Origin of the sequence: Streptomyces sp. NBC_01283, from assembly GCF_041435335.1 — a bacterium.
Lineage (GTDB): Bacteria > Actinomycetota > Actinomycetes > Streptomycetales > Streptomycetaceae > Streptomyces.
Window position 1 is genome coordinate 514,503 of record NZ_CP108430.1, and the last position, 13,468, is coordinate 527,970.

Annotated in this window: 15 protein-coding genes; 11 read left to right on the forward strand and 4 right to left on the reverse strand. The window is 68.4% G+C overall.

The window, feature by feature from the left end:
* Positions 1–65: 65 nt before the first annotated feature.
* Both OG302_RS02265 and OG302_RS02270 read left to right on the forward strand, forming a co-directional pair.
* A complete protein-coding gene (locus tag OG302_RS02265) occupies positions 66–1,313 on the forward strand; it encodes an FAD-dependent monooxygenase (RefSeq protein ID WP_371525083.1) in 1,248 nt (415 codons plus the stop codon).
* A gap of 462 nt (positions 1,314–1,775) precedes the next feature.
* Positions 1,776–2,441 carry a LysE family translocator gene (locus tag OG302_RS02270; protein WP_371525084.1) on the forward strand — a complete coding sequence of 222 codons (666 nt, stop codon included), beginning with the start codon at positions 1,776–1,778 and terminating at the stop codon, positions 2,439–2,441.
* Between the two features lie 235 nt (positions 2,442–2,676).
* Here OG302_RS02270 and OG302_RS02275 read toward each other — a convergent pair whose 3' ends face one another.
* The gene (locus tag OG302_RS02275; protein ID WP_371525085.1) at positions 2,677–2,967 is read right to left on the reverse strand and encodes a DUF302 domain-containing protein; all 291 of its coding nucleotides are present in this window, start codon (positions 2,965–2,967) and stop codon (positions 2,677–2,679) included.
* A 262-nt stretch (positions 2,968–3,229) separates the two neighbouring features.
* Here OG302_RS02275 and OG302_RS02280 point away from each other — a divergent pair, with 262 nt between their 5' ends.
* The 3 genes from OG302_RS02280 to OG302_RS02290 are packed head-to-tail and all read left to right on the forward strand — an operon-like array spanning position 3,230 to position 5,739.
* Positions 3,230–4,594 (forward strand): rhodanese-like domain-containing protein, encoded by a 1,365-nt coding sequence (locus tag OG302_RS02280; protein WP_371525086.1) that lies wholly within the window; start codon positions 3,230–3,232, stop codon positions 4,592–4,594.
* Positions 4,595–4,633: 39 nt separating this feature from the next.
* A complete protein-coding gene (locus OG302_RS02285) occupies positions 4,634–4,999 on the forward strand; it encodes a rhodanese-like domain-containing protein (RefSeq protein ID WP_371525087.1) in 366 nt (121 codons plus the stop codon).
* A complete protein-coding gene (locus OG302_RS02290; RefSeq protein ID WP_371525088.1) occupies positions 4,996–5,739 on the forward strand; it encodes a sulfite exporter TauE/SafE family protein in 744 nt (247 codons plus the stop codon). The genes OG302_RS02285 and OG302_RS02290 overlap by 4 nt, the downstream gene beginning before the upstream one ends.
* 21 nt (positions 5,740–5,760) lie before the next feature.
* Here OG302_RS02290 and OG302_RS02295 read toward each other — a convergent pair whose 3' ends face one another.
* A complete protein-coding gene (locus tag OG302_RS02295) occupies positions 5,761–6,039 on the reverse strand; it encodes a metal-sensitive transcriptional regulator (RefSeq protein ID WP_371749994.1) in 279 nt (92 codons plus the stop codon).
* 82 nt (positions 6,040–6,121) lie between these two features.
* Here OG302_RS02295 and OG302_RS02300 point away from each other — a divergent pair, with 82 nt between their 5' ends.
* Positions 6,122–6,688 carry a rhodanese-like domain-containing protein gene (locus OG302_RS02300; protein WP_371525089.1) on the forward strand — a complete coding sequence of 189 codons (567 nt, stop codon included), beginning with the start codon at positions 6,122–6,124 and terminating at the stop codon, positions 6,686–6,688.
* 358 nt (positions 6,689–7,046) lie between these two features.
* On the opposite strand, the gene OG302_RS02305 is transcribed toward OG302_RS02300, so the two are convergent.
* Positions 7,047–7,373 carry a MerR family transcriptional regulator gene (locus OG302_RS02305; RefSeq protein WP_371525090.1) on the reverse strand — a complete coding sequence of 109 codons (327 nt, stop codon included), beginning with the start codon at positions 7,371–7,373 and terminating at the stop codon, positions 7,047–7,049.
* 767 nt (positions 7,374–8,140) lie between these two features.
* Between OG302_RS02305 and OG302_RS02310 the strand changes: the two genes are divergently transcribed.
* From OG302_RS02310 to OG302_RS02330, 5 genes are all read left to right on the forward strand, one after another.
* Positions 8,141–8,530 carry an ATP-binding protein gene (locus OG302_RS02310; protein ID WP_371525091.1) on the forward strand — a complete coding sequence of 130 codons (390 nt, stop codon included), beginning with the start codon at positions 8,141–8,143 and terminating at the stop codon, positions 8,528–8,530.
* A gap of 378 nt (positions 8,531–8,908) precedes the next feature.
* Positions 8,909–9,112 carry a cold-shock protein gene (locus OG302_RS02315; protein ID WP_361835254.1) on the forward strand — a complete coding sequence of 68 codons (204 nt, stop codon included), beginning with the start codon at positions 8,909–8,911 and terminating at the stop codon, positions 9,110–9,112.
* A gap of 351 nt (positions 9,113–9,463) precedes the next feature.
* Positions 9,464–10,975, forward strand: coding sequence for a DEAD/DEAH box helicase (locus OG302_RS02320; RefSeq protein WP_371525092.1), 1,512 nt, complete (start codon positions 9,464–9,466; stop codon positions 10,973–10,975).
* Between the two features lie 46 nt (positions 10,976–11,021).
* Positions 11,022–11,426 (forward strand): CBS domain-containing protein, encoded by a 405-nt coding sequence (locus tag OG302_RS02325; protein ID WP_371525093.1) that lies wholly within the window; start codon positions 11,022–11,024, stop codon positions 11,424–11,426.
* Between the two features lie 69 nt (positions 11,427–11,495).
* Positions 11,496–11,807 carry an SCO5918 family protein gene (locus OG302_RS02330; protein ID WP_371525094.1) on the forward strand — a complete coding sequence of 104 codons (312 nt, stop codon included), beginning with the start codon at positions 11,496–11,498 and terminating at the stop codon, positions 11,805–11,807.
* Positions 11,808–12,758: 951 nt separating this feature from the next.
* Here the strand turns inward: OG302_RS02330 and OG302_RS02335 are convergent.
* Entirely contained in the window at positions 12,759–13,412 is a 654-nt protein-coding gene (locus OG302_RS02335; RefSeq protein WP_371525095.1) for a hypothetical protein, read from the reverse strand.
* Positions 13,413–13,468 lie beyond the last annotated feature (56 nt).

The window sequence follows — 13,468 nt, forward strand, 5'->3', positions numbered from 1 at the left end:
ACAATCTATCGGTGATAGAAGAATCTGGAAAGGAATCAATCACCGATAGATTTTGGGTGGTCGCCATGACGGACAAGATCACGAAGCGTGGCCTGCGGGTTCTCATCGCCGGTGGCGGTGTCGCCGGGCAGGCGCTGGCTTTCTGGCTCGCCCGCGGCGGTCACCAGGTGACGATCGTCGAGCGTTTCCCGGCGCTGCGCGCCTCGGGCGCCCAGGTCGACCTGCGCGGGCAGGGCATCGAAGCAGTCGAACGCATGGGGCTGCTGGACCACGTGCGCAATCAGCGCGTGGACGAGCCGGGCGTCGCGTTCGTCGATGCCCGCGGGAAGCCGAGAGCGACGATCATGGCGAACACCTCCGGCAAGGGCCGACAGACTCTCACCTCGGAGTACGAGATCATGCGCGGCGACCTGGTCCGCATCCTCCACGACGCGACCAAGGACGACATCGAGTACCTCTTCGGCAAGAGCGTCGACGGCTTCGACCAGGACGAGCGCCACGTCATCGCCCACTTCTCGGGCGGCGATTCCGGAGAGTACGACCTGCTGATCGGCGCAGACGGACAGGGCTCACGTATCCGGCAGGCGCTCCTGCCGGAGAGCTTCGACCCGTACTGGCGCGCCGGTATCCACATGGCGTACTGGTTCGTCCCGCGCGTCGCCTCCGACAGCAACATCCGCGACACCTACATGGTCCCGGGTGGTCGTCAGATCATGCGGCGCAGTCACAACGCGACGGAGACCCAGGTGTACTTCGTGATGCGCGAGGAGTCGGCGGAAGCCACCGCGATCCACCGCGCGGCCATCGACCATCAGCAGGAGTTCTGGGCCGACCGCTTCCGCGACGCCGGCTGGCAGACCGAGCGCTTCATCGAGGGCATGAGGACGAGCCCGTTCTTCTACTCCCAGGAGATCGCCCAGGTGCGCACCGACACCTGGTCCAAGGGCCGTGTGGTCCTGGCCGGCGACGCCGCACACTGCGCCTCTCCCTACAGCGGCATGGGCATCTCCGGCGGCTTGGTCGGCGCCTATGTCCTGGCCGGCGAGATCAACCGGCACTCCGACGACCTGCCGGCCGCCCTGGCGAACTACGACCGCGTCCTGCGGCCTTTCGTCAACGAGATCCAAGCCGAGGTCAACCCCCGCCTGTTGCGCGTCGGCATGCCCATGAGTGGGCGCGCGATCAGCGCGTTCCAGACCGCCACTGCTCTCGCCTGCTTCTTCCACATTCCCGACCTGGTCGCGCGCTTCTCCAAGGAGGACCGCGGCGGCGACTGGCAGCTCCCGGCGTACCCCGTCCCGATCGCCGCCTAGTGGCCGCGTGCGACCTTGCTTGCCAGGCTCGATCAGGCAGAAATCCGGTATCGCTGCAAGCAGCCGGGGCTTTAGCCTGCGGCTCATGCATCAGCCGCGAAGGCGCGACCGCCGCCTGGATCGCCGCGTATCGTCAAAGCCGACCCGTCGTCAGGCGTTCCGCATCCCTGCCGCGGGCGCCGATGTGAACCTGTCCTCCGGCGGCTTCAGGACTTCGACCACGTGCCGGAAGTCCGCGCCGTGCTGGACGACCACGGGCTCCTGCTCACCACATAGCGGGCGGCCAGCGAGGGGGTTGCGGGGGTGGTCCGCTCTGCGGTCTCGGCTCCGGCCGACGATTGGCTGTGGTTGGGCAGTTGCGGGGTGAAGCCCTTTCGGGGGTAGACGGATGAGGGAGCTGCGCCTCACCGGAGGGGCAGCGTGTGCGTTGCGCTTCCGACCGGTTGGTGAGGAGTGGGATCAATGTCGATGGACCTGCTGGGCTTCTTCGGGGTGGTGCTGCTGGCGTATCTGCTCCCCGGACCTGATTTCCTCGTCGTCGTACGAGCGGCGACGCACGGCCGGGCCGAGGGCCGCGCGGCCGCGCTGGGAGCTCAGAGCGGGCTGGTCGTTCACATGGCGGCCGCGGTGCTGGGACTGTCAGTGCTTGCCGCCCGCTCCGCGGCCGTCTTCCAGAGCATCAAGTTGCTGGGCGCGGCCTACCTCATCTATCTCGGTGTCCGCTCGCTGATCACCGCGCGACGCGCCCGATGCCGTCTCGCCGAAACGCCCCCGCACGAAAAGCGGGTGAAGAGCGTGCTCCCGTCTGGTGGGGGCACGGCTCCGGACGGGCGGCGGCGCAGCTTCACGCAGGGGTTCCTGACGAACGTGCTCAACCCGAAGGCGGCGCTGTTCTTTTTGAGCGTTCTCCCGCAGTTCGTTGACACCAGCAGCGGCACCACGACGCAGCAGATCCTTCTTCTGGGGGCCGCCGACATCGCGATCGGCGTCGTCTACTGGTGCGCAATCGTGGCCGTGGCCGGCCGCGCTCGGGTGCTGCTGGCCCGACCGAGGAGCCAGCGGCGCTGGGACATCGTGTCGGGGTGGCTGTTCATCGGAATCGGAAGCGCGGTTGCCGCCTCCGCCTAACCAAAGAACCGCGGCCGCCGTCACCTCAGTGTGCCGGGTGTCGTCGAGGGCGGCATTGGTGGTGCTACACAGACGGAACAGTACGTTCAAAGCCGTCCTAGGGGCGGCGGGGCGAGACCCGGCTTCGGACCAGCACCTGATCTGCGGGTGTGTTCAAGAAGCTGTTCAAGAAGCTGTTCAAGAAGCCCGCCGACCATGACGACACCCCTCACTCCGCCGGACACCTTCGCGAGTGCTATTCCTTGCCGCCGGTGAGCGCGGACAGGGCGGCGTCCAAGTGGCGGGTGGCTTCCTCCGCGACGGGCTTGAGGGCGTCCCGTCCGGTCAGGGTGACCATGGCGCCTGGGTCGAGAGCCTGGACGGCGATGCGCTCGCCCTCGGATCGCACGACGACGTTGCAGGGCAGCAGCAGGCCGATGGAACGGTCCGCCTCGATCGCTCGGTGGGCCAGGAGTGGGCTGCAGGCGCCGAGGATCAAGTAGTCCTCCATCTCGTGGCCCAGCTCCTCCTTCGACGTGGACTGCACGTCGATCTCGGCCAGGATCCCGAAGCCCTGCTCGGCCAGTGCCTCGCGCGCGGCAGTGACCGTCTGTCGAAACCGCCGTCCACGTGCAGGGTGCGTAGGTCCTGGCCGTTGCCCTCCTTCGCGTCGCGCGCTGCGGAGGCCAGGGTCCGCCGCGTCCCCGATCAGGTCCGGGCCCAGTGTGAAATATACCCCCGGGGGTACAAGTGTTACGGTGGAAAGCAGATACCCCCCGGGGTAATTTTCAGGCGAAAGGAGTCTCCGCGTGTTCTTCGTTGACACCATCGAGCTGGAAGGTCTCGGCAACCGCAGCTACCTGGCCGGCGGTGAGAGCGCCGCGGTTGCGGTGGACCCGCCGCGCGATGTCGACCAGATCCTGGCGGTCGCCGCCCGGCACGGTGTGCGGATCTCCCATGTGGTGGAGACCCACATCCACAACGACTACGTCACCGGCGGCCTCGAACTCGCCCGGATCACCGGCGCCCAGTACCTCGTGCCGGCCGGCGCGAACGTCGCCTTCGCCCGCGTCCCCGTCGCCGACGGCGACACGGCGGACATCGATCCCGGCAGCCGGCTGACCCTGACAGCGATCGCGACTCCGGGACACACCCCGCACCACACCTCCTACGCACTGCACGAGGCGGGGCGGCCGGTGGTCGTCTTCACCGGCGGGTCGCTGCTGATCGGCACGGTGGGTCGGCCCGACCTGGTCGAGCCGCGGCTGACCGAACAACTGGCCCGTGCCCAGCACGCCTCCGCCCACCGGCTGGCCGCTGATCTCCCCGACGAGACGGCGGTGCTGCCCACCCACGGCTTCGGCAGCTTCTGCTCCTCGGCCCCCTCGGAGGGAGAGGCGACCACCATCGGCAAGGAGAAGAGTGCGAATACCGCGCTCACCGTCGACGTGGACACCTTTGTCCAGGACCTGCTTACCGGCCTGGAGGACGTGCCCGCCTACTACGCGCACATGGGCCCGGCCAACGCCGAGGGCCCCGCACCGCTGGACCTGACACCGCCCGACCTCGCGGACGCCGAAGAGATCGCCGCCCGCCTCGCGGTCGGCGAATGGGTCGTCGACCTGCGCAACCGCGTCGCGTTCGCCGAAGGACACGTGGCCGGGACGTTCAACTTCGAGGCCGACGGCAAGATCGCCACTTACCTGGCCTGGATGATCCCCTGGGGCAAGCCGGTCACCCTGCTCGCCGAATCGGCCGAGCAGCTCGCCGACGCCCAGCGCGAACTGGTGCGGGTGGGCATCGACCGCCCGGCCGCCGCCGCCACCGGCACCCCCACCGACTGGCTGCCCGCCGGGCAGGCCCCGGCCTCCTTCCCGCGCTCCACCTTCGCCGAGCTCGCCGCCCACAGCGGCGACGAGTTGGTGGTCCTGGATGTGCGCCGTGACTCCGAGCGGGCGGACGGCTGGATCGAAGGCTCGGTGCACATCCCTGTCCACGAGCTCCACGGCCGCCTCGGTGAGGTTCCGCCGGGGACGGTGTGGGTGCACTGCGCCGGCGGCATGCGCGCCGCGATCGCCGCGTCCCTGCTCGATGCCGCAGGCCGCGACGTCGTCGCCGTCGACGACGGATTCGACGCCGCCACCGAGGCAAACCTGCCCCTGACCACCGGCTGACACCCCGCCCACCGCACATGAAGGAGAGGGGAAAACGCAATGGTCCTCTTCCGCCGCGGCCAGCCCCGCGTCAGCGTGGACCAGGCCCGCAGCCGCACCAGCGGCGACAGGCCGGACACCGTCCTGCTCGACGTCCGCGAGAAACCCGAGTGGAACGCGGGCCACGCTCCCGGCGCCGTCCACGTGCCTCTGTCGAAACTGGTGGCCGGCGCCGACCTGCCGGCCGAAGCCTCCGGCCGTCCGCTGGTGGTGATCTGCCGCAGCGGACACCGCTCCCAGCAGGCCACGAAACTCCTCGCCCAGCGCGGCCGGGAGGCGGTCGACGTCAAGGGCGGCATGAACGCGTGGATCGCCGCCGGGCATCCGGTCGTCGACGAACGCGGAAACAGCGGCCAGATAGCGTGACTGCGATCGTTCTCGCCCTCATGGCCGGGGCCGTCATCGGCCTCGCTCTCGGCGCGCTGGGGGGTGGTGGCAGCGTCCTGGCCGTGCCCGCCCTGATCTACCTGCTCGGCTTCAGTCCGTCCGCGGCCACCACGGCGAGCCTGATCATCGTGGCCGCCACCTCCGCCACCGCCCTGTACGCCCACGCCCGCGACGGGCACGTCGCCTGGAAGACCGGATCACTGTTCACCGCCGCCGGCATCATCCCCGCCTACCTCGCGGGGGCAGCCGCTGGACGCGTACCCGAAGCGACCTTGACCATCACGTTCTCCGTGGTCGCCGCACTGGCAGCGGTACGGATGTTCCGTCCGCCCTCTTCCCGGCCGCCCAAGCGCATACGGCCCGGCAAGTCGGCCGCGGCAGGCGCCGGACTCGGTGCGGTGACCGGCTTCCTCGGCGTCGGCGGCGGCTTCCTCGCCGTCCCGGCCCTGGTGAGCGTTCTCGGCCTGGCCATGCGGCGGGCGGTGGGCACCAGCCTGCTCGTGATCACCGTCAACTCGCTCGCCGCCCTGGTCGCCCGTACCGGGACGGGTGACGGCCTCGACTGGGCGTTGATCGGGCCGTTCACCGGAGCGGCGATCCTCGGTGCCTGGGACGGGAAACGCCTCAGCACCAAAGTCTCCGGCAACAGCCTGCAAAAAGTCTTCGCCGGTGCGCTTCTGGCGGTAGCCGTGTTCATGCTGATCGACGTGATCGTATGAACACCACGGCCACCACGACTCTCAGGCCAGGGACAGGAACAGCTTTTCCAGCCGGGCCCGCATCTGATCGCGGTCACCGACCGCCTGGCCGCCCTCGGCCATACAGTGCTGCAAACCGGTCGCGATGATCGCGAACCCGGCCCGGTCCAGCGCACGGGAGACCGCGGCGAGCTGCGTGATCACGTCCTCGCAGTCCCGGCCCTCCTCGATCATCTTGATGATCCCCGCGATCTGGCCCTGAGCCCGCCGCAGCCGATTGAGGACCGACTTGAGCTCGTCGGCCGCCATTTCCAGCTCCATCATCCACCTCCATCAATACCCCTAGGGGTATTGTACCGGGTTCGGGCGACCGCTCCCGGAACATCGCGGAAGGACCCCGTACATGACCACGCCCACCGCCATCACCCCCGCAAAGGCCGCCGCCCGCCTCGAGGACTACGCGATCATCGACGTGCGCACCCCCGGCGAATACACCTCCGGCCACCTCCCCGGCGCCCACAACATCCCCCTCGACCACCTGCACACCGCACTGCCCGCCCTCAAAGCCGCAGCCTCCCGCGCCGCCCTCCTCATGGTCTGCGCCTCGGGCAACCGCTCCACCACCGCCTGCACCGAACTCGCCGCCGCCGACATACCCGCCATCACCCTCAGCGGCGGCACCACCGCCTGGGCCGGCGAAGGCCACACCCTCCACCACCCCGACAACGCCCGAGCCGTCTGGCCCATGGAACGCCAGGTCCGCCTCGCCGCCGGATCCCTCGTCGTCCTCGGCCTCGCCGCCGGCACCGGCTGGCGCCCCGCACGCTGGCTGTCCGCCGCCATTGGCACCGGCCTGGTCTTCTCCGCCGCCACCGACACCTGCGGCATGGCCGCCGCCCTCGCGAAACTCCCCCACAACCAGCCCCGCACCACCGACCTCCACACCACCCTGCAAGCACTGCAGGGCTGACGCGGCCGCCATGGGCGAAGGGCACTGCACCCGTAGTGCGCGTACTCCGTACTTCAACACGCCCCATTTGACGGAGGAACGGTGCGCGACAACGGCCCGGGAACGGCGATGCCCGCAAGCGCATCGACCGGAGCACCCTGCCAGACCAAAAAGGAACGGGTTGGCGCGCGTGGCAAGGCGAACACGGCACGGCGCTCGGCGCGACTCGGACGAAGCGGTGCGCACCTGCTCCAAGCGCTCGTCGGCGGCGGTGGGCCGATCAGACATGGCCAATCCGACACTCCGGACGACCTGGTACCTCACCTACTGGCAGCTTGCCGGGCTTTCAGTGGGCACGGGTGGCACTTCAGTGAGTGGCCTATGAATGCGCCGCTTCGTCAGCGCGGCGGTGTTCGGCGTTGATGCGCTGGGCCTCCTCGAGTTGGTCTTCGAGGATGACGATGCGGCAGGCGGCCTCGATGGGGGTGCCCTGGTCGACGAGTTCGCGGGCGCGGGCGGCGATGCGCAGTTGGTAGCGGGAGTAGCGGCGGTGGCCGCCCGCGGAGCGCAGCGGGGTGATCAAGCGGGCTTCGCCGATGGCGCGGAGGAAGCCCTGGGTGGTGCCGAGTATCTCGGCGGCCCGGCCCATGGTGTATGCGGGGTAGTCGTCGTCATCGAGACGGCCGAACGTGTCGTCTGCTGTCATTGCACCTCTCTATGTGCCCGGAACATCTGGAACGCGTGGAGGGGCCCTGGTGCCGTACTCGCACCAGGGCCCCGAAGGAACTGCTACACCATCTGCCGGCCCTAGGACTGCGCCGGCCTTCTGTTTCCGCCTGCCCGACCGAACTGCCGTCGGAGCTGCGGGGATCGCGGTTGCTTGACCGGAGACCACCTCACTATCGATGTCCTGCGGTACCCGGACTCAGAATTCCGCCCGGGCGATCCTGATGGCGCTCGGCTCCTCCGTTCTTCCCTCTGGGATCAATCACTTGCCTACTGCGAGTACTGCTCTCCTGCGTACTGCTGGTGATGCGAACTGCACTTACCTGTACTGCACTTGCGGTCCTGCTGGTGGTGGCCCCTGATCACTGCGGGCCACCCGGTCCGGTCGTCAGCCCCGTCGCCGTCCTGCAACCGCTCTGGCTTCGAAACTCCACCACCGCACCGTCCTGCGAACTGCACCTGCGGGTACTGCTGCCCGGCAGTTCATCTCTGCCGGGCCCTGCTTGATCTCGGCTACGAGAGAAACCATAACCACACCACCACCCAATGTCTACTCCAGCCAACATAGATTTTCGCGCGTTCGACGGTGAGGTAGTCGCCGTCGAACAGCACAGCGGAAGACAGGCATCACTGGGTTACGGCGCACCCGGCAGGCATCGCCGGGTTGGCGCCACAGATGCAGGGCACACGCACCCTGGCAGGCAGGGCCGACCGACGACGACCAGCTACCAGGGGGACCTGATCCCGATGGACACGATGAACCTCGATGTCGCAACCGCCCATTTCGCGGGGTCCCTCGCCGGCGCACGCGAGCGCGCCCGGGACTTCCTCGACGGTCTCACCCGCCCTCTCGCAGGGGAAGTTGCGGATGCCGTGGTCCTGGTCGTCTCGGAGCTCGTCACCAATGCCCTGCGCCATGGCGGCGGAACCTGCACTCTCCACCTGACCGCCCGCCCCGACACGCTCGAGGTGGCCGTCGACGACCCCAGCCCGGAAGCACCGCGGACGCGCTCCCCGGACTTGAAGGGCGGCACGGGAGGCTTCGGCTGGCCCATGGTCAACCACCTCGCCCGCTCCACCGCCGTCACCCGCCAGTCAGCGGGCGGCAAGACAGTGAGCGCCGCCCTCGCTCGGTAGCTCCAAGCCGACGGACCCTGTGCCACCGGATTGGACGCGCCCTCCGAGTCGTGGGTAGGGCCTGAATTTCTGAAACGCTGCACCCCGAGCGGGGAAATATCTGTGACCGCGATATGAGGGTTTACCACCCAGGGCGCGAAGTGTTTTTTCGGTCCAGAATCGAGCAGCGTTATTTTCCGTACGCGGCCTGGTATCCCATGCTACTGTCGATCTCAGTTGCAGTTGTGGTTCCCAAAAACTTCAAGCCGCAGTACCGGATTTTCCCGTTACTGCAAGCTTCTTTGTATTTCCGGTTTCCCTCCGGACGGGGCATCATCGCGGCGACCCGGAATCCGCACATCGCGGATCCCGGCGTTCTGCCCCCAGAGGAGATATGACATGGCGTCAGGCACCGTGAAGTGGTTCAACGCGGCCAAGGGTTTCGGCTTCATCGAGCAGGACGGCGGGGGTGCTGACGTGTTCGCCCACTTCTCGAACATCGCCTCCCAGGGCTTCCGCGAGTTGCTGGAGGGCCAGAAGGTGACCTTCGACATCGCGCCGAGCCAGAAGGGCCCGACGGCCGAGAACATCGCTCTCGCCTGACGGTGACGCACACTTCGTAGCTGGGGCCCGCATCCCTAGGGGTGCGGACCCCAGCTGCGAACATTTCCCACAGTGGTGTCGCCTGTGGAACAACGCCTGACAGCCCCACCCTCGGGATGAGCGTCTTTCGTAACTACGACATTACGACGGACCACATCCGGGGTTTTATGCCCCCATGGCGTCTCCTCTTCATGGCTTGCATCCAGCACGGGTGCAGTGCAAGGCGCATTCTCTTTCGCATTCCTTTTCGCATCCCTTTTCGCATTCCATTCGGTTCGTGCTTGTGATTCCCCGCGCTGCTCTTTCGCTGCGGGAATTCCTTGATGCGCGCCGTATCAAGGAAGGTTCTCGATGAACCCCGCACGTACGAACACTCGTTCCTCCCGCCCCCGCCGGACCGAGAACCCCTCTTTCGGGTCCGGCGCCGGTTCGAGGCAAGACACCCGCTTCGGCGCGCCCGCCCCGCGCCGTTCCGGCGCCCCGAGCCGCCCCGGCGGCCACGGCCGCCGGCCCGCCGCGGTCCAGGGCGAGTTCGCCCTGCCGAAGACGATCACTCCCGCGCTGCCCGCGGTCGAGGCGTTCGCCGACCTCGACATGCCCGCCCCACTGCTGGCCGCGCTGACCGCGCAAGGTGTGAGCGTCCCGTTCCCGATCCAGGGTGCGACCCTGCCCAACACCCTCGCGGGCCGCGACGCCCTGGGACGCGGGCGCACCGGCTCCGGCAAGACCCTCGCCTTCGGTCTGGCCCTGCTCGCCCGTACCGCCGGTCAGCGCGCCGAGCCCCGCCAGCCCCTGGCCCTGGTCCTGGTGCCCACACGTGAACTGGCCCAGCAGGTGACCGACGCCCTCACCCCCTATGCCCGTGCGGTGAAGCTGCGTCTGGCCACCGTCGTCGGCGGCATGTCGATCGGCAGGCAGGCCAACGCGCTGCGCGCCGGCGCCGAGGTCGTCGTCGCCACGCCGGGGCGGCTCAAGGACCTCATCGACCGCGGTGACTGCCGGCTGAACCAGATCGCGATCACCGTCCTCGACGAGGCCGACCAGATGGCCGACATGGGCTTCATGCCCCAGGTCACCGCGCTCTTGGACCAGGTACGCCCCGAGGGCCAGCGGATGCTGTTCTCCGCCACCCTCGACCGCAACGTCGACCGCCTGGTCCGCCGCTACCTCACCGACCCGGTGGTCCACTCCGTCGACCCGTCCGCCGGTGCCGTCACCACGATGGAGCACCACGTCCTGCACGTGCACGGCGCGGACAAGCAGAAGACGACCACTGAGATCGCGGCCCGTGACGGCCGGGTGATCATGTTCCTGGACACCAAGCACGCCGTCGACCGGCTGACGCAGGACCTGCTGAACAGCGGTGTCCGGGCCGCCGCCCTGCACGGCGGCAAGTCACAGCCCCAGCGCACCCGCACCCTGGCCCAGTTCAAGACGGGGCACGTCACCGTGCTCGTGGCCACGAATGTCGCCGCACGCGGGATCCACGTCGACAACCTCGACCTCGTCGTGAACGTCGACCCACCCACCGACCACAAGGACTACCTCCACCGCGGCGGCCGTACGGCCCGCGCAGGCGAGTCCGGCAGCGTCGTCACCCTGGTCACCCCCAACCAGCGCCGCGACATGACCCGCCTGATGGCCGCCGCGGGCATCACCCCGCAGACCGCCCAGGTCCGCTCCGGCGAGGAGACACTCAGCCGGATCACCGGCGCCCAGACCCCCTCCGGCATCCCCGTGACGATCACCGCGCCGGTGGTCGAGCGACGTCAGCGCGGTACGTCCTCACGCGGCCGGCGCAGCCCTGCCTCGGCGGCGCGGCGCGCGAACGTGCGGCAGACCACCTTCGACGCGGCAGCCTAGAAGCTTCGTGATCAGGAATCTGACGCACCACTGCAGGAGGCACCTTTTGACACTGGTTCAGATGCAGCCCCGCCCCGCACGTGCCGCCCCCGCGCACAGGACAGCGGCCGAGGCCATGGATGCCGGCGGACCGCAGGTGTGCGACGACATGACCATCGAGGTCGCCCTGTCCGTCATGGCCAGTGCCCGCACCGGACACCTGCTCGTCTGTGACGACGACGGCCTGTGCACCGGACTTGTCACCCAGGCCAAGCTCACGGCGGCCCGAGACGGCTCCGCGTACACGGACCGGGTCCAACTGCGCGACATCCTCGGCGATCGCGGCCCGTTCACTTCGCCCGTGGCCACCGTGGCCGAAGCCCAGCACGCGATGCGCTACAGCCGACTCGATGCCCTGCCTGTGGTCGACGAACACGGCAACGCCCTGGGCGTCCTCGCCCTTGCCGGCTGAACTGTCTCCACCGCGGTCTCAGCCACGGCAGAACCACTCCCCTCGTTCGTTTTCTCCCTGTGAGGCATCATGCGCTGTGTCATCGCCCGCTTCCCGTTCGACCTCACCAAGAGCGGCGTCCTGGAATCGATGAAGGGGATCAAGCCCGAGCAGGTCTCCGGTGAATCCGTGATCATCGGCCGCCGTACCTACCCCGTCAAGCAGGTAGGACAGGTCATCACGCGTCAGGACCGTCGCGACTTCAGCTCCGGCGAAGTCCTGCGGGCCATGACCCAGCTCGGTTTCACCTGCCGCCACCTTGCCCCGGCCGCCGTGCCCACGCGCGTCCTCAGCCCCTGGCAAGAGGCTTCCGCGATGCTCGGTGCCCCTGCGGCAGCCTGACCGACGGGCAGACGCCGCCGTCAGAACAACAACGTGAGGGTCCGACCGGAATACACCGGTCGGACCCTCACTGCGTACCAGCGGCGCTCAGCACGTTACCGCCCGTCTCCGGCCGGCCCCGCCGCGTCGGTGCGCCCTCGCGAAGGCGAAATCCTCCAGGCCGCCAGGCACGCGCCGTCGACTCCATGGAAGTCCTGCCGGAAGTGCCGCTGCTGGGCCCCGACATGGGCTCGCCCATCCTCAACTCACCGTGGTCGGGCGCTCTTACGATCAACCAGGTCAGGCTCTTGAATGACGGCCTCAGCAATCGGGTATGAGGTATCGGGATGTCAGGCCTCCCCCGTTCATCAGCCCCGCCAAGCACCTGGTGGGGTTTGCGGCCGCGGCCCTCGGAGCGCCCCTCAACCCAGCCAGGGCCAACTGGAGCCGCATCGCCGACAGCGCGGCTCCAGTCGCTGTCCTCTCGGTGTCGATCGGGCAACCCGCAGCCTCGCCACCGTGGAGGCCATCCCGTGCGAGGAGGCACCGAGGATAAGCGTCCTCGTTCCTCGCACAACCGACGGCACGCTTGCCGAGCGGGGTTCGACGGCACGCGCCATACGCAATTTCCGATGCAGCGCTGAGCACCGGGGATTACGGAGGTGCCGCACTCCAGCCCACGATGCAATGTCCACTATGGCCGGCTTCGTCGGGCACTGCATTGATGAGCCGCACGACGACGCGCTTCCCGCCCGGGCTGCGGACGCCGAAGGGGCGCTCGTCGCCCGGTTCGTCGTGCGTCATCCCCCGCGATTACGGCGGTCCTGAGCCGCGCCCGCGACGGTGGTCGTCTGGGCATGTGCCAGGAGGCCCATCCCCAGGCGCATTTCAGCGATAGGGATCCTTCTTCAGGTGAGTGATCCCGTACGACTCACCGTTCGAGATCACGCAGGTCGGCCGGATAGACCGGGCTCAGTTGGCAGTGTCGCGCCATTCCGCGCGGTTGCCCTGCACCTCGGCGATGCTCGGGTGACGCACGGCATCCAGGCCGTCATCGGCGAGAAGGTCAGCGATCAGGGCCGGGGGACCGAAGACCTCGGTGGCGCTCAGGTCGCGGTCGGTCAGGACGAACCAGGAACCCTCCAACGGCCACCAGTGCGCGGGGAACTGGGTGCCGGTCGTCCGGTCGGGCCATCGGCAGGCATCGTGGTGGGCGAGTGCCTCACCCAGCCGCCCCCGACGGGCCAAAACCGGGCGGCCCATGTCTTCGATCGCCGCCTGGGCCCAGTAGCACTCCGTACGAGGCCCTTCAGGGCTGTGACGGGTGAGGACCTCGACCAGGCGTGCCAGGCTGCCACGGTCGATTTCCCCAAGGTCCGGCTTCTCAAAGGCTTCGGGCAGGCCCCGCCCCTGGAAGACCCTGAAGGAGGGGGTGTACTTCCAGTCCTCCAGGTGCTTGCCGACGTGCGCCAACACGTCGTTCCACCGAACTCGTTCGCCTCTCACCGTGACGGTGTGCAGCACCCAGCAACGGTCCGGGAAACCTTCCTGGGGCTCATAACCCAAGACGGCATCATCCCCGTCCAGGATCGGACGCATACCGCCCAGCGAATCGTCATCCGACACCGGCTCCAACACTGGATCCCTCGACACACTTCGATCACGCATGTGACGTTCTGTCA

Excerpts from the sequence above, each read along its gene's own strand:
- OG302_RS02310 (WP_371525091.1), top strand. The coding sequence starts at position 8,141 with ATGGACACGATGAACCTCGATGTCGCAACCGCCCATTTCGCGGGGTCC.
- OG302_RS02270 (WP_371525084.1), top strand. The coding sequence starts at position 1,776 with ATGTCGATGGACCTGCTGGGCTTCTTCGGGGTGGTGCTGCTGGCGTAT.
- OG302_RS02315 (WP_361835254.1), top strand. The coding sequence starts at position 8,909 with ATGGCGTCAGGCACCGTGAAGTGGTTCAACGCGGCCAAGGGTTTCGGC.
- OG302_RS02285 (WP_371525087.1), top strand. The coding sequence starts at position 4,634 with ATGGTCCTCTTCCGCCGCGGCCAGCCCCGCGTCAGCGTGGACCAGGCC.
- OG302_RS02295 (WP_371749994.1), bottom strand. The coding sequence starts at position 6,039 with ATGGAGCTGGAAATGGCGGCCGACGAGCTCAAGTCGGTCCTCAATCGG.
- OG302_RS02305 (WP_371525090.1), bottom strand. The coding sequence starts at position 7,373 with ATGACAGCAGACGACACGTTCGGCCGTCTCGATGACGACGACTACCCC.
- OG302_RS02320 (WP_371525092.1), top strand. The coding sequence starts at position 9,464 with ATGAACCCCGCACGTACGAACACTCGTTCCTCCCGCCCCCGCCGGACC.
- OG302_RS02265 (WP_371525083.1), top strand. The coding sequence starts at position 66 with ATGACGGACAAGATCACGAAGCGTGGCCTGCGGGTTCTCATCGCCGGT.
- OG302_RS02330 (WP_371525094.1), top strand. The coding sequence starts at position 11,496 with ATGCGCTGTGTCATCGCCCGCTTCCCGTTCGACCTCACCAAGAGCGGC.
- OG302_RS02300 (WP_371525089.1), top strand. The coding sequence starts at position 6,122 with ATGACCACGCCCACCGCCATCACCCCCGCAAAGGCCGCCGCCCGCCTC.